The following is a 20,279-nucleotide window of genomic DNA, read 5'->3' on the forward strand; positions in this document are numbered from 1 at the left end:
ATCTCTTTTATTCTGTATAAATAAAAAGCGAGTGCGAATAGAAAAAAAACAGCTTCTAATCTATAATAGCATTTTGTATAATTTGCTGAATTTCTGTACGCATATTACTTTTTATCAAACCCCTATTTTCCATAGTAGGATATACTCTATTAGAGAGAAACACGTAAACCAAGCCACTTTTGGGATCTGCCCACGCATAAGTACCGGTAAAGCCCGAATGCCCAAAACTTTCATCAGAAACACAACCACAAGTAGCTTTTACACGCTCGTTAAGCTGCGGTTTATCAAAACCTAAACCTCTACGAACTTTTTTATTAGAGTAATATCTTTTATTAAATTTTTCTACAGTTTTAGTCTTTAAATAACGTTTACCTCCATAAAACCCTTTTTGCAAGTACATTTGCATTATTTTACCGACATCATTTGCATTGGCAAATAAACCTGCATGACCACCAACACCACCTAACATAGCAGCTCCCATATCATGCACGTAACCGTGTAATAATTGGTTTCTATAATAATCATCTTTTTCAGTTGGAACAATTTCTCTTTTAGAAAATTTTTGAAGAGGCAAATAAGTTGTTCTATTTGCACCTAAAGATTGGTAAAACTCTTCATCAACCAATTTATGTAAAGGTTTCTCATATTTATTTTCTATTATTTTTTTAAAAATATAATACCCCAAATCACTATACTTATAACCAGCTCTTTCTCTTTGATCTACTTCTTTAATGTATTTGTAAATACTGTCTTTGTAATTCTTATTAAGGTATAAGTTCTTAGCTACCTTGATAGTATATTTTCCTGATTTTTTTGTATTGTAAAACTCTGATAGATTCTCTCCAGTAATACTATCTTGAGTACTTTTATAAAATGGAATCCAAGCTTTTAAACGACCATAATGAGATAAAATTTGTTTTACTGAAACTGCAGCTTTGTTCGATTTTTTAAAGCTTGGTAAAATATCTTTTAACCTAGTATTTAAAGACATCTTTTTTTCTTCCTCAGCTTTCATAATTAAAGGTAAAGAGGCTAAAATTTTTGTAAGCGATGCTAAATCATAAAGATCTGAATCTCTGACTCTTCTTATTTTTTTTTCTGTATGATAACCATAACTTTCTTTTAAAAGAACTTTTCCGTTTCTTGCTATAAAAATTTGAAAACCAGGAGCCATTTTTTCCTTTAGAATAACATTTGCTATCGAGTCTATTTTTTTTAGTTTTTCTGAAGACACATTTGCAGCTTCAGGTATAGTATATTCAAATCGACTTAAATTTGTGGTTAATAAACCTGAACCTTCTGGAAAAAAATTTTTAATCGATACAGGTAATTTACCATTGGCTTTAAATGCTCCAAAAATAAGTTGTGCAGAAATTTCCTGGGCCAATTTACTGTTTTGATAAGACACTATTAAACCCTCTATATTTGCAAAAGTTTTTACTTGCAACAAACTATATGGGCTTGCAAAAACATCTAAAATCACTCTTTTTTCTCGAGCAATTTCTTGCAACCAAACTAAGTCTTTATCTTTAAATTTATAACTTTTCCATGGGTGTGCATTTGACTTATGAAAACCAATAATCACCAAATTATAAGGTTTTAACTTTTTTAACAAACCATCCAAATTTTTATCGGAAACAACATTTATCTTAGTATAATTTCTCATCATTTTTACAAAATGATTCCCTGAAGCATCACCTAATTTTACATACGCAATATTTCTTTTTTCCAAATTACTAACAGGTATATCTGCTTTTCTATTTTTTATTACTGTTAATGAATTTTTAATCAATTTTCTATGTAGTAACTCATCTGCAGGCTTATTTAAATCTTGTTGTAAGTTTTCGGTTTTAATAGGTTTATAATTGTTTAAACCTGCCCAATACTTTGCTTTTAATATTTTTCTAACAGAAATATCTATTCGTTGAGTTGATAACGTTTTTAGTTTTATTGCTTTTTTAATTAAATTTACCGTAGCCGGAACATCTTGTGGTATTAACAATAAATCATTTCCTGCCTGTATCGCTGCCAAATCTATTTCTGCAGAGGTAGCATAATTGGTAGCACCTTTCATATTTAATCCGTCGGTAATAATCAACCCGTTAAAACCCAATTTGTGTTGTAATAAATCTGTTGTTACATTTTTAGAAAGTGATGTTGGTAATCTGCTATCAGATTCTAAACTTGGAATACTTAAATGCGCAGTCATTACACTTGCCACTCCTTTATCAAATAATTTTTTATAAGGGTACAACTCTATAGAATCTAAGCGGGCTATATCAAAATTTAAAACGGGTAATGTATGATGTGAATCTGCTGCAGTATCACCATGACCAGGAAAGTGTTTCGCATTAGCTAAAACTCCTTGACTTTGCATTCCTTGTGTAAAAGCAATTGCTTTTTGTGTTACATTATGTTTGTTTTCTCCAAAAGAACGATTTCCTATAATTGGATTATCTGGATTAACATTAATATCTACAACTGGTGCAAAATTAATGTGTATTCCTAGTCGCTTACAATGTTCTCCAATATGTTTTCCAAATTGCTTTACTAAAGAATCATTTTTAATTGCACCTAAAGTCATGTTCCAAGGAAATCTGTAGGTGTTTTTTAGACGCATATCTAAACCCCATTCCCCATCAAAACCAATCATGAGAGGTAATTTAGATATTGCCTGATACCTATTATTGAGTTCTACTTGTTTTGCTGGAGTTCCTTGCATAAAAATTAGATTCCCAACATGATATTTTTTTATCATTTCTGTAATAAAATCTTCGTGATTTTTATCTAAATTTGAATATGCTTGTACCATGAATAACTGACCAATTTTTTCATCTAAAGTCATGTTATTTATAATACTATCTACCCAAATTTGCTGATTTTCATAATCTTTTGTTAAAAGAGGATCAATTCTTTGTGCAAATAGATTATATACGAATCCTAAAAAAAGGAATACAAGTAACTTTTTCTTCATAATGTTAATTAAGTCAATTTTTATACCAAAAACCTTTTGTGCCAGCTTTCTTTTGCTGGAATTTCCCAACTAGTTTCAAAATCTTGCTTGGTATTCACCATATTATTAAAAACAATTGTCTCCGGAGTTATTTTTTTAACAGCAGCAAATTTTTGGAAATCAGATAATTTCACCAAATTGATATGCTCATTATCTTTGAAAGTAATGTTCATTTTATTCATCAAATCTAATTCTAAATCTTGTTCTAATTGTTGTATAAAACGAACAGAACTATCTATTGAACAACCTGAAACATTATTAAAGCTTTCATCTACCGCTAAAACCAAAAACTGATTGTATTTTATGGTAAAAGAACCTTTTAAATCGTCTCCATGACGTGTCCATTGATTTATAAATTCTTCTGCTTTAGTTGATATAAATTCAACTTCTTTTGCTGTAAATTCTCTATCAGATTGGTAAATCCAAACACGAGAATTGTTAGGTAAATTTTTATATTCGGTAAACATATCTTTAATCTTTATTTTTAGTTTGATAAACTATCTTAAATTAAATTTCTGCTGTAAAGCTTGTAATTTTTCTTCATCTGTCATCGTTTGTTTTGACGCTGACATTCGCTCTTTAATTTCTCTTAAAACCTTCTTTGTATATAACGGAAAGTCTGCATTCTGAATCCAATTGTTATATCCGGGATTTTCTTTTAAAACTTCTTCAACAGTTCTTCCTTTGTACTTACCAAAAGAAAAAATTTCTTGGTCATTATCATTTAATAAAATAAAACCTGCAAAATCTGCTCTTTTTCCATGAGTAGAAAAATCACTCAATGCATCAACAGAATTTTCGATATCATTATATTTATCTAATTGTGCTAATAAGATTTCATACGTTGCATTTGTATCTGCCTCCGCTCCGTGTGCACCTTCTAGTTCTTTTCCACAGTAAAACTGATAACCTGCACTCAATGTTCTTTGTTCTTTTTTATGAAAAATAACTTGTACATCAATTGCTTTTCTATTCTTCATATCAAAGTCTATACCAGCCCGCATCAATTCTTCGGCCAAAAGAGGGATATCAAAACGATTTGAATTGAATCCTGCTAAATCACAATCTGCAATCATTTCACTTACTTTAGGTGCTAGCTCTTTAAATGTAGGTTCTGTAACTACTTTTTCATTAGTAATTCCATGAACATCAGTGGCATCTTGTGGAATTTCTATTTCTGGATTTACCAACCATGTTTTACTTTCTTTATTCCCGTTTGGAAAAACTTTTAAGATTGAAATTTCGACAATTCTATCGGTTGCTATATTTACACCTGTAGTTTCTAAATCGAAAAATACAATTGGCTTTATGAGGTTTAATTTCATTATACATTTATTAAAGTTTATAGCAAAATTTTTTTTTGCTTTTACACTTATTCGTTATTTAATTGTGCTTTAAATTCGTCTATTTTAGCTAAATCTTTTTTAGCTAAAGTAGGTTCTTTAAAATTATATTTTTCTAATTCTTGTAAAACAATATCAGCCAAAATTAATCTAGCTGTGGGTTTATCATCTGCAGGAATTACAAACCAAGGAGCAGTTTCTTTTGATGTTTTATTGAGTAAATCTTCATAACAAAACATATACTTATCCCATAATTTGCGTTCTTTTAAATCTCCAGAAGAAAATTTCCAGTTTTTCTCTGGAATATTTAAACGTCTTAACAACCTATTTTTTTGTTCTTCTTTAGATAAATTTAAAAAGAATTTTAAAACAATTGTACCACTATCTGTAAGGTGTTTTTCAAAAGCATTGATCCTTTCCATTCTATTATGATAGAAATCATCATTTAAATCGTCTAAACTTTTTACTGATGGAATATTTTCTCCAAAAATATAATTAGGATGTACCCTTGTTACCAAAACATTTTCGTAATGAGTTCTGTTAAAAACGCCTATTTTCCCTTTAGGAGGCAGTGCAACATAATGTCGCCATAAAAAATCGTGTTTTAACTCTAATTCTGTAGGTACTTTAAAACTATGTACTTCTACTCCACGGGCATTTACATCTTTAAAAACCTCTCTTATTAAGCTATCTTTTCCAGAAGTGTCCATTCCCTGTAGACAAATTAACATTCCGTATTTGCCCTCTGCATACATGGTATCTTGAATCTTACTTAATTTTTTTCTAATTTTTTTAAGCTGTTTTTTTGCGTCATCAACTACTTCTCTTGTCTCTAAAGTAGAAAGTTTAAGAGCATTTTTAATTTTATAATTTTCGGGATTCATTCTTAATTTTAAATATTTTTTAAAGATAGAAAAAATACATAATTATAATTATTATTAAGATGAAGTTTTACGAATTTATTCATAATTTTTATGTTTTTAAAATCAGGTTTCATTCCATAGTATTTTTATTATTTTTGAACCATGAAAAGACTCTTAATACTTTGGTTTTTAATCTCAATAATTTCTTCAAGAGCTCAAGAACTGCCTCAAGGTTTTGTTTATCTCTCTGATGTTGATTACTCTATAAAATCTGAGTTGCGTTATTTAAGTAATAATAATTTTATTGGAAAACCTATTGATGGATACCTTAAAAATTGTGTAATTCTTACAAGAGAAACTGCATTAGCTTTACATAAAGTTCAACAAAAATTACTAAAAAATGGGATGAGTTTAAAAATTTTTGATGCTTACAGGCCACAACAAGCTGTAAATCATTTTGTAAGATGGGCTAAGGTTTTAAGTGATACATTAATGAAAAAAAAATATTATCCTAATGTACCAAAATCCGAACTTTTTAAAAGAGGTTATATTGCTTCTAAATCCGGACATACAAGAGGTAGTACAGTAGATTTAACAATTGTAAATTTAAAAACAGGTAAAGCACTAGACATGGGGAGTATCTATGACTTTTTTGGAATTGTATCGCATCCCTTTTACAAAGATATTTCTAAAAAAAGTAAACACAACCGAATGCTACTTCGTAACATAATGTTAGCTCATAACTTTAAACCTTATGAAAACGAATGGTGGCATTTTACCTTAAAAAATGAACCCTTTCCCAAAAAATACTTTAATTTTCCTGTAAAATAGTAAGTTTTAACAATTTCTAAACGACTCAACATAAAATCGGCACTATATTTGTAATTCTTGCTAGAAAGTACTATCAACAAATGAAATCAAATTTTAAACTTCTTTTTTTAACTTCGCTGATGCTTATAAGTTTTTTAAATTTAAATGCCCAGTTAGATAACACTACCACTAATAAAGAAAAAGGAAAAACAAAGGCAATTGTATTGAATAGTTCTAAAGCGGTAAAAAAACCAAAGTCCATTAAGTTAGATGGAACAAATGGTTTTAAAAGCGCTTACGATAAAGAAAAAGAAAAGCTAAAAAAAAAACAAGCTCAGAACGCTCTTAATAACAAAGGTATTCTTACTAAAGCAAAAATTAATGAAGAGCGGTTATTAAAAGGTTTCAAAAAAATTAATGGTCAATATATATATCCAAAAATTGATCAAGATTTAGGAAGTTTTAGAACTGACTCCAAAAGTGTATTTATTATTTGTAGAGATTTTCAATATCCTGATGGAGATAGAGTAACTATTTATGTAAATGACCTACCAGTAATCACAAATATTGTTCTAAAACAAAATTATCAAAGATTTAATATTCCATTAAAAGTAGGCATCAATAAAATTGCATTTAAAGCACTAAATCAGGGTACTTCTGGGCCAAATACTGCAGCATTTAAGGTTTATAACGATGCTGGCATGTTAATATCTTCTAATGAGTGGAATTTAGCAACTGATGCTAAAGCCACGATAGTCATAGCAAAAAGCAAATAAAACCTTCCAAAAAAAATAGTGATAAATTAAATAAAAACGGGCTTTTTTATTCTACTCAAAACAGTTATTTTTGTATTTCGATTATTTTAAATTTAATTCAGTAATCTACAAAACAAACAACAACTATTAGAATGAAAAAAATCACCAAACAAACTTACCTAAATTGGTACAAAGACATGCTTTTTTGGCGTAAGTTCGAAGACAAATTAGCTTCTGTGTACATTCAGCAAAAAGTTAGAGGTTTCTTGCATTTGTACAATGGCCAAGAAGCAATTTTAGCTGGAGCTATTCATGCAATGGATTTATCTAAAGATAAAATGATTACAGCATACAGAAACCACGTGCAACCAATTGGTATGGGAGAAGATCCAAAACGTGTTATGGCAGAATTGTATGGGAAAGTAACTGGAACATCTAAAGGAATGGGAGGGTCTATGCACATTTTCTCAAAAAAACATGGTTTTTATGGTGGTCATGGAATTGTTGGAGGCCAAATTCCATTAGGAGCTGGTATTGCTTTTGGTGACAAATATAGTGGTTCTGATGGTGTTACCTTAACATGTTTTGGTGATGGTGCTGCTAGACAAGGATCTTTACATGAAGCTTTTAATTTAGCTATGCTTTGGAAATTACCTGTAATTTTTATTTGTGAAAACAATGGTTATGCCATGGGAACTTCTGTAGATAGAACTGCAAATCATCCTGATATTTGGAAACTTGGTTTAGGTTACGAAATGCCTTGTGGACCAGTAGACGGAATGAATCCTGTTAAAGTTGCTGAAGCAATTGACGAAGCAATACAAAGAGCAAGACGTGGTGATGGACCAACTTTCTTAGAATTAAAAACCTATAGATATAGAGGACACTCAATGTCTGATGCTCAACATTACAGAACAAAAGATGAAGTCGAAGAATACAAAAAAATCGACCCAATAACTCAAGTTCTTGATGTTATTAAAGAGAAAAAATATGCAACTGATGAAGAAATCTCTGCTATAGATAAAGAAGTTAAAGCTCTGGTTAAAGAATGTGAAAAATTCGCCGAAGAATCTCCATTCCCTCCAGTAGAACAATTATATGATGTTGTTTATGAACAAGAAGATTATCCTTTTATAAGTTAAGATATTATGGCTACAATAATAAATATGCCGAGATTAAGTGACACCATGGAAGAAGGTGTTGTGGCAAAATGGTTAGTAAAAGTTGGAGATAAAATAGAAGAAGGTGATATTTTAGCTGAAATTGAAACTGATAAAGCAACTATGGAATTTGAGTCTTTCTATGAAGGAACTCTTTTACACATTGGTATTCAAGAAGGAGAAACCTCTCCAGTTGATGTTTTACTAGCTGTTATTGGAGAAGAAGGTGAAGATATTTCTGCTATTATAAATGGTAGTGCTGAAACTCCAAAAGAAGAAGTTAAAGAAGAACCTACAAAAGAAGAAATAACACCTTCTGAAAACTCTGCTAATCAAGCAGTGGCTATTCCAGATGGAGTTAATGTTATTACAATGCCTCGTTTAAGTGATACCATGACTGATGGTACCGTTGCAACTTGGTTAAAGAAAGTTGGTGATGTTGTAGAAGAAGGCGACATGCTTGCTGAAATCGAGACAGATAAAGCTACAATGGAATTCGAATGTTTCTATGAAGGAACTATTTTATACATTGGTGTTCAAGAAGGAGAAACAGCTCCTGTAGATAGTTTATTAACAATTATTGGACCTGCTGGAACAGATGTTTCTGCAATTGTAGCCAATGGTGGTGCTAACACTAATGCAGTTGCTACTGAAAAACCTGATACATCTTCAGATATAAAAGTAGAAAAAACTACCCAAAAAACCGAGGAAGCTAAACCTATTATAGCTTCAAATAGTAATGGTGGTCGTATTTTTGCATCTCCTTTAGCTAAAAAAATTGCTTCTGATAAAGGAATTAATTTAGCTAATGTTAGTGGTTCAGGAGAAAATGGAAGAATCATCAAAAAAGATGTTGAGAACTATACCCCTTCAACTAAACCTGTAGAAGCTGCTTCAAATATTTCTGCTCAAGCAACAACATTTACTGCTATCGGTGAAGAAAAATCTGATGAAGTTAAGAATTCTCAAATGCGTAAAGCAATTGCAAAATCTTTAGGTAATTCCAAATTCTCTGCTCCAGATTTCAGTTTAAATATTGAGGTTGATATGAGTAATGCAATGGCTTCAAGAAAAACAATTAATGCAATTCCTGATGTGAAAGTATCTTTTAACGATATGGTTGTAAAAGCATGTGCAATGGCTTTACAAAAACATCCGCAAGTAAATACATCTTGGAATGAAACCACTACAGTTTACCATAGCCATATTCACGTTGGTGTTGCTGTTGCTGTAGATGATGGTTTGTTAGTTCCTGTTATAAAACATACAGATCAATTGAGTTTAACTCAAATTGGAGCTGGTGTTAGAGATTTAGCCGGTAAAGCTAGAAATAAAAAAATTACTCCTGCAGATATGCAGGGTAGCACATTTACAGTATCTAACTTAGGTATGTTTGGTATTAATAATTTTACATCAATCATAAACCAACCAAATTCTGCTATACTTTCTGTAGGTGCCATAGTTGAAAAACCAGTGGTTAAAAATGGACAAATTGTCGTAGGAAATACAATGAACTTAACATTAACCTGTGATCACAGAACTGTAGATGGTGCGGTTGGTGCTGCATTTCTACAAACATTAAAAACGTTTATTGAAAACCCAGTTACCATGTTAGCTTAGTTTACGTATTATATATTATTAAAAAAGCTCGCAAATTTGCGAGCTTTTTGTTTTAATAAGATAATTATAGAATAATAGAGCGTTGTTAAAACATTCTATTTCTTCTACCTCGAGAATTCAAATTAACTCTTTTCCTATTTTTTAGTTTATTTTCTTCTACTAAATCATCAATAATTTCTTCTATGGGTTTAGTTGTATCTAGATTTTTATTATTAACATCATTAATTGGTTTTATAGAAATTTCATCATCTTTTGCTTCAAAAATAATATAATTCATTTTCCAATCTTTATTATACTTTTGTGTACTATTCTTATTTATTTTAGATTTATAAAAATAGATTTCAAATTTGGTTTTAGAAACTTCAAAAAATCTGCTTTCTAGAAATACAATACTGTCTTTAAGCTCTTTCTTTTGGTTTCTTTTAAATAAAAGAGCTTTATAAATTTCTTCTTTGTTTTTGTACTTTTCAGGAAAAATAGATGTCTTTTTAATATTATGAAGCTTTTCATACAAAACACCTCTACTTGATAAATTAGAAACTAAATCTCTAAAAATATCTTTATTATATTTTTCAGAAGCATCAATTTGAAGCATAATTAATGTAGATTTTACATCTGAATTTTTTATGAATTCTACGTTATTAAAAAAGGTTTTTACATTTTTATCTTTTCTAAAAGGAAATAACAATTTTACATATAGTTTTAATAAATCTCCATCAGACTTAGAAGCATAAGAATTTTCATTAGATTTTTTACCCAGCTGTCTCTTTAACTCAATTTTAGCTTGATTTAATAGTTGTTTTTTATAAGACAAATAATCTGAACTATTTATCAATTTTTCATCAATCAATTCGACTAGTAACTCATATATTGGTTTTTTATACTCCTCAATAGTTGTATAATTCAATAGCTCTGGAAAAAGATTTTTTGCAATTGTCAATGAATCACCAACAGATTCAATCATTCGGTTCATTTGATATTTATTAGAAGATAAAGGAACATCAGATTCTAATAATTTTAAAAATCTTGTATAAGATTTTTCTGATTTTGTATTTAATATTGCGTTAATAATCGTAATTTGATTAGATGGATTTTGAAATGATTTTATATATAAATCATTTAAAAAACGTTCTACTTTTTTGGTTTTAAACTTTCCTAACTCTTTAATTAAGTATTTTTTAATTTTCAGTTGATTTTCAGGAAATTCATAGGTCCTTAAAACATTCATCAGTTTTTTGGTATGCTTCTTTTTAAAATTCACCTCATCATAACCATCTAAAACAATACTATCTTTGTTTTTTAAAGCTAAAAAAAACTGGTTTGTTTTATCAATAAATAGTGGTTTGCCTAAGATTGTATCTTTAGGTTTAAAAGAATTATAAAATTCTTTTACAAATTTACTCTCGGAATAAACTGTATCTACTAGTGTTTTTAATTCGTAAATAGCGCCTTGAACTAAAATGTTTTTTACTTTTATAGCTTTACTACTAAGAGAATCTTTTAAATAGTAAGAATAAAAATGATTTCCGTTCGCATCAAGTCCCTTTCTAACATTCTTCTTTTCTAAAGTATTTTTAAAGTATAAAGAATTAAAATTCAATCTTGTATTTTGCTTTAAAGCTCTTTTCATGTTGTAAAAGTTATTGGAATAACCTTTTTTACTCCAGAGAGAATCTACATTATCAAAACTTGCTAAATCATGCAATTTATTAAGTTTAACGAAAATTTTCTCATTTGCATTATTCGTATAATTTGTTGATTTGGTAAATGATTCATAACTTTTGTTTTCATTTAATTTATTAAAATCATATCGATTAAAGCTTGGTTTAACAATTGTTTTTACAGAAAAATATAATGAAGTATCTATTTTAGTTGTAAAGTCTTCTTTGTAATGAAAATTTGAAATTTTGAAAGAATCAAAAAAAACATCTTTAGAAGTTACATCTTTCTTGTTAGAAATATATCCTAAAAGATAATAATGACTTCCATTAGTCATTGTTTTTAAGAATAAACTGCTTCCATTTTTAAGTTTTGTATTGCTTATAAAACTTCTTTTTTTACTTGTTTCAAAGTTACCTTTTTTATATTCTAACTCTAAATTTTTATAAAATCGCTCTTGAATTCTTTCCAATTCAAATGTATCCTCTTCTATGTAACTAATATCGTTTAAGGTAACTTCTCTTAAAAAATAATAATTATTTTCTTTATCTATAGCATGGATAGTTCTATTACCTTGATAAGATTTATTAATAAAACTATGAAATGAAGGCACTTTTACAGTAAAGTTCTTATTCTTTGGACTTACAGTTATAAATGAATTCGTTACATTATTAAATTTTATAGAATTAAAAAAGGTATCTCCAAAAATTTTTACATAATTATTTTTACCATTCATTTTAAAAATTAAGACTTCTAAGGGAGTAAAAAATATTTGATACCTCTGAAAATTACCTGTTTTAGTTTTATTTAAAATATCTAAACCTTTTATTCCTTGTTTTACAATGTCTTTTTTGGAAATTATTTCTCCAGGAATCGATTCATATAAAAGTTTATCAAAATTTTTATTTTTAATTTCTGCTCCATGAATTTTAGAAAAAGTATTCATCCTTGTAATAATAACATAAGCTCCATTTGTTAAATCTGGACTTATATAAGAAGTATTATTTAGAATATTTAATTCGTACATTTTGTTTGGTAAAAGCGCTGTAAAAAAACCGTCATCTGCAGTTTGTTCTTTAAATCGAACATCTATAGTTTTATTTTCAATCTCTTTTTTAGCCTTTTCAGCTTTACTTGTAATCTCAGAAGTTAATGCCTCAACGGTATACCCTTTTTCTCTTAGCATTTCAATTACACCTTTTTTACCCCCTAAATGAGCAGCTCCAATGGCTGAAAACAAAGAACCCTTTTTTACAATTGAATCTATACTATTCACCATATTTTCATTTCTGATGTATAACATATTGTTCATATAACTTTTACTATACATTGCCTGATTAATAGAATCTAAAAGAGCTACTTTTCTGTCACGGTAAGCATTATTCATTAAACTCAAAAAACCTTCGTCTTTCATTCTTTTTTGCAACCAAGAATCTGGCTTACTTTTTCTTGCCTTAGAAGAAAGTGTGGCTTTTTTTACCAAAAGAGAGGATTCTTCAAAATTTTCTAAACTAAAAATCTTCTTTTTGTTCTTTTTTCCTGTTTGATAAATAAACATATCTAAAAAAGTATCTTCTTGAAAATTTTGCATCATCTGATTTGTACGATAAAGAATACCATTTAAAAGAACATCTTCTCTAGAAAGATAGAACATAATCTCTCTTTGTTTTGGTTCATTTAATTTGAATGGTGAGTTGTAAAAATCCGAGTTATTATTTAAAAACCCCCTAATTAAGTTCATTTCATCTGAAGAATTAAACATATGATCTAACCAAGTAGAAGGATCTGATTCAAGACCAACAAAATCACTTTTTAATAAAGCATTATAAAATACATCATCTAAGTGAAAAGCTATTTTTTGACTCACATGCATGGTACCGTATAAGTAAGAATCTTTTGTTAATCCGTTTCCAGAAATTTTCCAAAGTAAACTGTTTTTTTCTTGAGCAAATGAAATTGAGATAACTAATATGAAAAATAAAAAGAGGTGTTTTTTTAGCATTTTTTTTAGTTTATTTTAGGAAGTTAAATTAAATAAAATGAACTGAATAAGAAACAAAAAACCTGTGAAAGTAAATTTCACTGGTTTAAAAAAATTATTATTATTAAATTCAACTTAAACTAGTTTACAAAACAATAACTATTGCTTTTTTACTGTAGCGACAAGACTTGTTGACAACTGTTGTCCTGAAATTGACATGTCCATATCTATGGTTGAATACTGTGTTACTCCAGAGTTTTTATCAATATACATAATACCTTTAATTGTCCCTTTTGCTAATCCTCCAACAGTACCTGTGATATCTAAAAGAACTAACTTAGATGTTATTGAACTAACTGTATAGACAAATTTCATTTCCATACCTTTTTCAGATTTTATCATACTCCAACTACTCCCTATAGAGACTGCTTCTTTTGGATAAACAATGTTACTGGATTGATTTGTCATATTATTTAACCCCAAGACATTTGGCTCTACTTTTGTCTCTATTTCTTTACCCAAAGTACTGCTTTTAACTTTTATCACAGCTTTCAACATAGGATCCATTTGAGACTTCATCATTTTACCAGTTACATCCAACTCTGCTTCATTTTTTGTAGAATCATAATTTACTTCAGTGCCCGATTGAATTACTTTCACAACAATTTTTTCAATTTTCATCTCACTATCAAATGTATCATCATCTATAGCAGTAATCTTTTGAGACATTACAAAAGCCATATCGTTAGTCATAACAGTTCCCATTTTTTGAGATATTTTCATATCTAAAAGGTATTTTTCACCTGTATTGTAATTAAATCGTAATAGTACCGATTCTTGACTCTGAACTACAAAACTTAACGCTATAAAGAATAAAAATAGGTGTTTTTTCATTTATATTTTTTTAAAAAATTTATTTAACGAAGATATTATTTCAAAAACAAAAAACGCTTGAAAATTCAAGCGTTTTTATTTTATTATGTAAAATCTATATTTTTAAAATTCTTGATTCACATCCCAAGCCTCTAGAATTTCTTTTAGTGTCTTAATAAACATTCCGCCTAAAGCACCATTAACCACTCTATGATCGTAAGAATGAGATACAAACATTTTTTGCCTTACACCTATAAAATCACCTTCAGAGGTTTCGATTACAGCAGGAACTTTACGAATAGCTCCTAAAGCTAAAATAGCAACTTGTGGTTGGTTTATGATTGGAGTTCCCATAACAGATCCAAAACTTCCAACATTCGTTACAGTATAAGTACCATCTTGAATTTCATCTGGTTTCAGTTGGTTATTTCTTGCTCTATTTGCCAAATCATTTACAGCAGATGTCATACCTACTAAATTGAGTTGATCTGCGTTTTTTATAACGGGTACAATCAAATTTCCATCTGGTAAGGCTGCTGCCATTCCTAAATTGATATTTTTCTTTTTAATGATTGAATCACCATCAACAGCAATATTAATTAGTGGATATTTTTTTATAGTGGTTGCAATAGCCTGCATAAAAATCGGGGTAAATGTCAGCTTCTCTCCTTCTCTTTTCATAAAAGCATCTTTTACCCTGTTGCGCCATTTTACAATATTAGTAACATCAATTTCAATAAAAGATTGTACATGAGCAGAGGTCTGAACAGAATCTACCATGTGTTTTGCTATAAGTTTCCCCATTCTACTCATTTCTATAATTTCGTCTCCACCATTCACAGAAACTGGGGCAGCTTTAGCTACAATTTTTTCAATTGGTTTTGGTGCTTCAACTTTAAGTAAAGTGGTTTCTTTTTCAGAAATTTTACCTCTATTATCTATATAAGCAAGAATATCTTCTTTGGTTACTCTACCTTCTTTACCTGAACCTGAAACACTCTCTAATTCTTCCATAGAAACACCTTCAGTTTGTGCTATGTTTCTTACTAAAGGAGAATAAAATTTACCAGAGCCTGAAGTTTTAGTAATTGGTATAGCAGCTACTTCTGATGCTTTTTCTATAGTTTTTTCAATTTCTACAACTTCGTTTGGAACTTGAACTTGTTCTGTTTCAGTGACATCTATTAATTCTTCACCTTCAGTTTCTATCACAGCAATGGTTTCTCCGACTCCAACAACATCGTCTTTTTGAAATAATATTTCAACTAAAGTACCTTCTACTTCAGATGGTACTTCAGAGTCTACCTTATCAGTAGCAATTTCTACAACAGCTTCATCAATTTCAATGGTTTCTCCAACTTCTTTCAACCAAGAAGTTATAGTTGCTTCAGCAACACTTTCTCCCATTTTAGGTAACTTTAATTCAAATCTTGCCATTTCTATCTGATTTTTCAGATTGCAAAAATACTAAAAATGGTTTATTTTTTATCAATTTTCGTATTGAAAAATCAATTTAAATAAAAGTTAATTTTATATTATTCGTAAATAAAAAACCAAAAAAATGTATTTTAACTATTAAAAATACATTTTTTTGGTTTTAAAATGAACATAATTTAAAAGTGATTAATTTAAGTTTTTCATTTTTCTTTTAATTTTTTCTAACTTTCTCTTAGCTCTAGCCAATTCTCTTTCAGCTCTTTTTAAATCTCTTTCAGCTATTTCTTTAGCTTCTTTTTTAGAATCTGTTCCAGAAATGACATCTTTTAAAACAGTACCAAATTCATCTAGCATATCTACCACTTTAGAATTCGCGTATTCTTTATCTACATATATTTTTAAAGTTGTATCGGTTAATTTACAATCATACAATTTTTCTCCATTTTCTGTCTTTATCCACCTGTAGGTATTTCCAACTATTTTTAAATTAGATTTTCCCAACTTATCTACAAGTAGTTTTTTTATATTGCCTGTTTTACTTTCATGAAATCTTGCAGAAAATTTATAAATATCATCATTTCTTTTTATTGATACAGAAGAATTGTCTTCTGCATCATCTGTATCAAAAGTAATTGAATAAGATATTCCTTTTGAGGTTTTGGGAGTTTTGGGAGGTGTTGGGGTTGTTTGAGCGTAGAAATTGTTTCCTAAAAATAAAGCCAATACTGCTGTAAGAATTATTGTTTTCATAATATGGTTTTTAAATTATTATGACACAAATGTAAAATTGATTTTTTCTTAAAACTAAGATTTACAACCCGTTAACTCATCATTAACGTTAATAAAAAAAATATTAACGTATTTTAAACTCTAGACCTATTCCACGAATACTTTCAATAGAAATTGATGCGTCTTCTTTAAAATATTTTCGCAATCTACTTATAAAAACATCCATACTCCTGCCAGAGAAAAAATCGTCATTTTTCCAAACTGATTTTAAAATTTCTTCTCTTTTTAACAATTGATTTTTATGTTGAACTAAAAACTGAATTAAAACACTTTCTTTTTCAGTTACCCTTTGAATTTTATCATTTAAATGCAGTTCTAGTCTTTTTGTATTGAACTTATAGTTTCCAATAGCAATAATTTCTTCAGAAGAAAACGATGTTTGTACTTTTTGAGTTCTTTTTAAAATATTATTGAGTCTTAACACCAATTCATCAGCTTCAAATGGTTTTACGACATAATCATCTGCACCTAATTTTAACCCTTTGAGTTTGTCTTCTTTCATTTTTCTAGCCGTTAAAAAAACAAAAGGAATCTCTGGATTGATTTCTATAATTTGTTCTGCAACAGAAAATCCATCCAATTTTGGCATCATCACATCTAAAACACAAATATTAAAATTTCCTTTGTTAAATAGAGTTAATGCTTCTACTCCATTTTTTGCCCATTCTACAGAAAAACCAGACATTTCTAAATATTGTTTTAAAATGCTTCCAAAATCGGCATCATCTTCTGCCAATAATATGTGTTTAGTTTCTATTATCATTGCAAAGGTATCTTTATGGTAAAGGTAGTTCCTTTGTTTAATTCACTAATAACTTCTATTGTTCCATGATGTGCTCTTACAATTTGATTTGTATAATATAAACCTAAACCTAGACCTTTTACATTATGTATTTCTTTATTCCCTACTCTATAAAACTTATCGAATAAAAACTTTAATTCTTTTTTAGGAATTCCTATTCCATTATCAGAAATTGAAACTTCAAAATCTTTTCCATAATTAGCTTTAATAATGATTTTTAAATTCTCTTTTCCATATTTTACAGAATTTTCCAATATATTTAGAATTGCAGTTGTAAAGTAAAATTTATCAATATTTATATTTTGCTTTATTTGAATATTTTTATCTATTTGAATACTTTTGGACTCTAAAGAAATCTGAAAATCATTAATAATAGTATCTAAATACTCTTTTGAATTTACTGTTTCTTTATTAAGTTTTATTTCTTGATATCCCAATGAGTTATTCAACACTTGGTCTATCAATTTTTGCAACCTAACATTTTGTCTTTCAATAGTATTTACAATATTCTTTGAGTTTTCTGATACAGAAATATTCTTATCCGATTTTAACATCTTGGTTGCTAAAGATAGTGTAGATAAGGGTGTTTTTAGTTCGTGTGTAATGTTGTTTACAAAATCAGTTTTAATGTCTGCAATTTTCTTTTGAGTGATAAAACTTTTAATTGCATAAAACAATAATCCAAAAACTAGTAGAAAAATAGAAATAGAAATAATTAATAAACTAGCCATTCTTCTTAAAACTATTCTTTCCCATCCATCAATATTCATTCTATCTTCTGTTTCAAACTGAAGATTATATGTAAATGATTTTGATTCATCATTTATTATTCTCTTAAAAGTATGATCTGTGAGCCATAAAGAACTGCTTACTTTGTGTCCATTTTCTATGGTAAATTTATCTCCTATTAAATGAAATCCTTTTTTAGGTTTAGAGTTGAATATTGTATCTCTAGCATTACCAATGCTATCTGATATTATAATTGTATTTACAATTTTATTAAATTTTAAATCGTAGCCTATTTCTTTCTTTTTTAGTTCTTTCTGATATGTTTCTATATACAAATCATTTATAGAATTATTATATTCTTTAATATTTGATAAAATTTTCTCTTTAGTAATTTGACCTGAAAAATAATCTGCTACTAAACTCAAAAACTTCTCTTGCCATAAATCGTTTATTGTATCTAAACTCGGAGACAAATCATCCATTCTAGAAATGGATTTTCGAGTTTCAGAAATAAAAGCTGCTTTTTTTTAATTTGTAGGTATTATTAATAAGATAGCCTTGAATTAAAGACAAAGCCAATAAACCTAAAATTGATACAGTAATTAGAAGTCTAATTTTTTTATGCATCTTCAAAAATAAGGAAATGATTAACCGAAGAATAAAAAAACGACATCATTAACCTTGCGTTAACTTATAAAAAATCGTATTTTTCTATTTATCTACTTTAGAAACGATATTATTTTTAGTTTTAAGTCCAGTAACAAAATTGTCTCTATTTATGAATTCAAATAGACTGTAAGCTTTTTCTAAAACATCATCATTTAAAATACTTTCTTGTGTAATGTTAAATTCTGGGATAAAATTTTCTCTTTTTATACCATTAATATGGTACAATTTATTTGTAGTAATTTGATAACCATAGTTTTTATTTTTAAAGGAATAATCTGTTGTAGACCCTATAAATCTTTTCATTTCCGTACCCACAATTCTTGCTCTGTTCATTCCATCTAAACCAACAGCTAAACTCTCACCAACACTACCTGTCCATTTACCAACTAAAACAACAATTGGTTTTTTGTACTGTAGACCTCTTGGGCTCACAAATTCTAACCCGCTTTTTGTGATTTCTGGAGTATTAGCATACTTTTCTTTAGAAACATATTTTTGATAAGGCAAATCTTTTGCTATAAATCTACTCATTATAGCTTTGGCTATATAATCATTTGAACCAGCTTTAGTGTTTCTTAAATCTATAATTAAACCTTTTGTACCCATAAGTGAATTTAGTTGATTGTCGAAACGTTTTATCAAATTAATATCCCCCAAAGAATTATTGAATCTAATAACTGCTATTCCATTTTTTTTACGAACTGAGAAAAGTTTTTTATCTTCTCTGATCTTAATTTTATCTATATTTAAACTTATTTTTCTTCCGTCGGTTAACTCTAAGGTTAAAATTCTTTGTTCTATATTTCTTCCTGATATGATTTTATTAGCAATCCATTCTCTAACTTCTGGAATGTTTTTATCGACACATTGTACTGGAAACTTATCGACAACTTTATGAAACTCTTTACTATTAAAATTTAAAACCTCAGCACCTAAAATATTTTTACCAAAACTTTCTAATTGAGAGAACCAAATATTTGTGATAAAAAATTTATTATTTTTAAACGATACATAAAGTGGAGATTGTAAGCGAAAAGAATATTTAGTTTTCGCATCAAGAGCAAGATTATTGTCATAAAATTCACTCAACAAATACTCAAAAAACAAAATTTTTTCTTGATCTGATTTAACCTTAGAAATTATTTTAGAGTAATTATCTTTTACACAATCAAAATCTGTTTTTTTATTTTCTAAATAAATATAGTGATCTGAAATATCTTGGATTAGTTTTCCAAAATCTTGATGCAACTTATAATTATTTGCTGTTTTGTTAGTTTGAGCTGCAAATGCTAAACTTAAAAGTATTAAAAGTATGGTTGGTAAATTTTTCATTTTTAACCAGTTATAATAAATAAAACTTTACTACCTTCTAAGTTATTAATTTTTGATGTGTCAGATTACACTATACATCATACTTATTAACAATTATTAATAAGATTCATGAAAACTTGTTAATAACTAAAATCAAAATAATCTAAATCTGAACAAATTAGAAATAATAGTGATTTGATTTTCTAAATTTATTATAAAGTAAATCCAAGTAAAGAACACATCCTTACAAAACACTATAAAACAAGTATTTAAACAATAAAAATAATTTTTAGACCTTTAACTTGTTGCACAGTTTTTAGATTAGAAAATTCAAATTAACATGACAAAACAACAATAAATTGATTTGAAAATTTAAACTCAAAAATTACATACTTCTTAGGTTATTAACAATTTAAAAAGTAATCAAATAAAAAAATAATTAATTTTTCTTCAAAAAAAGAAATT

At 28.3% G+C, this 20,279-nt stretch carries 15 protein-coding genes; 4 read left to right on the forward strand and 11 right to left on the reverse strand.

Annotation, left to right across the window (positions count from 1 at the left end; all coding sequences use genetic code 11):
- Positions 1-55: 55 nt before the first annotated feature.
- The 4 genes from DIS07_RS00505 to DIS07_RS00520 are packed head-to-tail and all read right to left on the reverse strand — an operon-like array spanning position 56 to position 5,240.
- A complete protein-coding gene (locus DIS07_RS00505) occupies positions 56-2,974 on the reverse strand; it encodes a glycoside hydrolase family 3 N-terminal domain-containing protein (RefSeq protein WP_109403261.1) in 2,919 nt (972 codons plus the stop codon).
- A gap of 20 nt (positions 2,975-2,994) precedes the next feature.
- Positions 2,995-3,480: an ABC transporter ATPase gene (locus DIS07_RS00510; RefSeq protein ID WP_109403262.1), complete on the reverse strand. Its 486-nt coding sequence runs from the start codon at positions 3,478-3,480 to the stop codon at positions 2,995-2,997.
- Positions 3,481-3,510: 30 nt separating this feature from the next.
- Positions 3,511-4,338 (reverse strand): 3'-5' exonuclease, encoded by an 828-nt coding sequence (locus tag DIS07_RS00515; RefSeq protein WP_109403263.1) that lies wholly within the window; start codon positions 4,336-4,338, stop codon positions 3,511-3,513.
- Between the two features lie 47 nt (positions 4,339-4,385).
- Positions 4,386-5,240: a PPK2 family polyphosphate kinase gene (locus tag DIS07_RS00520; protein ID WP_109403264.1), complete on the reverse strand. Its 855-nt coding sequence runs from the start codon at positions 5,238-5,240 to the stop codon at positions 4,386-4,388.
- Positions 5,241-5,381: 141 nt separating this feature from the next.
- Here DIS07_RS00520 and DIS07_RS00525 point away from each other — a divergent pair, with 141 nt between their 5' ends.
- The 4 genes from DIS07_RS00525 to DIS07_RS00540 all read left to right on the forward strand — a co-directional run bounded on the left by DIS07_RS00525 (position 5,382) and on the right by DIS07_RS00540 (position 9,564).
- Complete coding sequence (locus DIS07_RS00525) at positions 5,382-6,050, forward strand: M15 family metallopeptidase (RefSeq protein WP_109403265.1); 669 nt, start codon at positions 5,382-5,384, stop codon at positions 6,048-6,050.
- Positions 6,051-6,169: 119 nt separating this feature from the next.
- Positions 6,170-6,805 (forward strand): hypothetical protein, encoded by a 636-nt coding sequence (locus tag DIS07_RS00530; RefSeq protein ID WP_181374494.1) that lies wholly within the window; start codon positions 6,170-6,172, stop codon positions 6,803-6,805.
- Positions 6,806-6,936: 131 nt separating this feature from the next.
- Complete coding sequence (gene pdhA / locus DIS07_RS00535) at positions 6,937-7,926, forward strand: pyruvate dehydrogenase (acetyl-transferring) E1 component subunit alpha (RefSeq protein ID WP_109403267.1); 990 nt, start codon at positions 6,937-6,939, stop codon at positions 7,924-7,926.
- 6 nt (positions 7,927-7,932) lie between these two features.
- Positions 7,933-9,564, forward strand: a complete 1,632-nt coding sequence (locus DIS07_RS00540; RefSeq protein ID WP_109403268.1) for a pyruvate dehydrogenase complex dihydrolipoamide acetyltransferase — start codon at positions 7,933-7,935, stop codon at positions 9,562-9,564.
- Between the two features lie 85 nt (positions 9,565-9,649).
- Here the strand turns inward: DIS07_RS00540 and DIS07_RS00545 are convergent, their stop codons facing one another.
- The 7 genes from DIS07_RS00545 to DIS07_RS00575 all read right to left on the reverse strand — a co-directional run bounded on the left by DIS07_RS00545 (position 9,650) and on the right by DIS07_RS00575 (position 19,835).
- On the reverse strand, positions 9,650-13,225 hold the full coding sequence (locus DIS07_RS00545) for a TraB/GumN family protein (protein ID WP_109403269.1): 3,576 nt from the start codon (positions 13,223-13,225) through the stop codon (positions 9,650-9,652).
- A 138-nt stretch (positions 13,226-13,363) separates the two neighbouring features.
- Positions 13,364-14,098 (reverse strand): hypothetical protein, encoded by a 735-nt coding sequence (locus DIS07_RS00550; protein ID WP_109403270.1) that lies wholly within the window; start codon positions 14,096-14,098, stop codon positions 13,364-13,366.
- A gap of 102 nt (positions 14,099-14,200) precedes the next feature.
- The gene (locus DIS07_RS00555) at positions 14,201-15,514 is read right to left on the reverse strand and encodes a dihydrolipoamide acetyltransferase family protein (RefSeq protein WP_109403271.1); all 1,314 of its coding nucleotides are present in this window, start codon (positions 15,512-15,514) and stop codon (positions 14,201-14,203) included.
- A 186-nt stretch (positions 15,515-15,700) separates the two neighbouring features.
- The gene (locus tag DIS07_RS00560) at positions 15,701-16,264 is read right to left on the reverse strand and encodes a hypothetical protein (RefSeq protein WP_109403272.1); all 564 of its coding nucleotides are present in this window, start codon (positions 16,262-16,264) and stop codon (positions 15,701-15,703) included.
- A gap of 103 nt (positions 16,265-16,367) precedes the next feature.
- Positions 16,368-17,066, reverse strand: coding sequence for a response regulator transcription factor (locus tag DIS07_RS00565; RefSeq protein WP_109403273.1), 699 nt, complete (start codon positions 17,064-17,066; stop codon positions 16,368-16,370).
- Entirely contained in the window at positions 17,063-18,316 is a 1,254-nt protein-coding gene (locus DIS07_RS00570; protein ID WP_109403274.1) for a sensor histidine kinase, read from the reverse strand. The genes DIS07_RS00565 and DIS07_RS00570 overlap by 4 nt, the downstream gene beginning before the upstream one ends.
- 229 nt (positions 18,317-18,545) lie before the next feature.
- Entirely contained in the window at positions 18,546-19,835 is a 1,290-nt protein-coding gene (locus DIS07_RS00575; RefSeq protein WP_109403275.1) for a S41 family peptidase, read from the reverse strand.
- Between the last annotated feature and the right edge of the window lie 444 nt (positions 19,836-20,279).

The organism is Polaribacter aquimarinus (genome assembly GCF_003129485.1).
Lineage (GTDB): Bacteria > Bacteroidota > Bacteroidia > Flavobacteriales > Flavobacteriaceae > Polaribacter > Polaribacter aquimarinus.

Coding starts and splice junctions, on each gene's coding strand:
- DIS07_RS00505 (WP_109403261.1), bottom strand. CDS start 2,974: ATGAAGAAAAAGTTACTTGTATTCCTTTTTTTAGGATTCGTATATAAT.
- DIS07_RS00510 (WP_109403262.1), bottom strand. CDS start 3,480: ATGTTTACCGAATATAAAAATTTACCTAACAATTCTCGTGTTTGGATT.
- DIS07_RS00515 (WP_109403263.1), bottom strand. CDS start 4,338: ATGAAATTAAACCTCATAAAGCCAATTGTATTTTTCGATTTAGAAACT.
- DIS07_RS00520 (WP_109403264.1), bottom strand. CDS start 5,240: ATGAATCCCGAAAATTATAAAATTAAAAATGCTCTTAAACTTTCTACT.
- DIS07_RS00525 (WP_109403265.1), top strand. CDS start 5,382: ATGAAAAGACTCTTAATACTTTGGTTTTTAATCTCAATAATTTCTTCA.
- DIS07_RS00530 (WP_181374494.1), top strand. CDS start 6,170: ATGCTTATAAGTTTTTTAAATTTAAATGCCCAGTTAGATAACACTACC.
- pdhA (WP_109403267.1), top strand. CDS start 6,937: ATGAAAAAAATCACCAAACAAACTTACCTAAATTGGTACAAAGACATG.
- DIS07_RS00540 (WP_109403268.1), top strand. CDS start 7,933: ATGGCTACAATAATAAATATGCCGAGATTAAGTGACACCATGGAAGAA.
- DIS07_RS00545 (WP_109403269.1), bottom strand. CDS start 13,225: ATGCTAAAAAAACACCTCTTTTTATTTTTCATATTAGTTATCTCAATT.
- DIS07_RS00550 (WP_109403270.1), bottom strand. CDS start 14,098: ATGAAAAAACACCTATTTTTATTCTTTATAGCGTTAAGTTTTGTAGTT.
- DIS07_RS00555 (WP_109403271.1), bottom strand. CDS start 15,514: ATGGCAAGATTTGAATTAAAGTTACCTAAAATGGGAGAAAGTGTTGCT.
- DIS07_RS00560 (WP_109403272.1), bottom strand. CDS start 16,264: ATGAAAACAATAATTCTTACAGCAGTATTGGCTTTATTTTTAGGAAAC.
- DIS07_RS00565 (WP_109403273.1), bottom strand. CDS start 17,066: ATGATAATAGAAACTAAACACATATTATTGGCAGAAGATGATGCCGAT.
- DIS07_RS00570 (WP_109403274.1), bottom strand. CDS start 18,316: ATGGATGATTTGTCTCCGAGTTTAGATACAATAAACGATTTATGGCAA.
- DIS07_RS00575 (WP_109403275.1), bottom strand. CDS start 19,835: ATGAAAAATTTACCAACCATACTTTTAATACTTTTAAGTTTAGCATTT.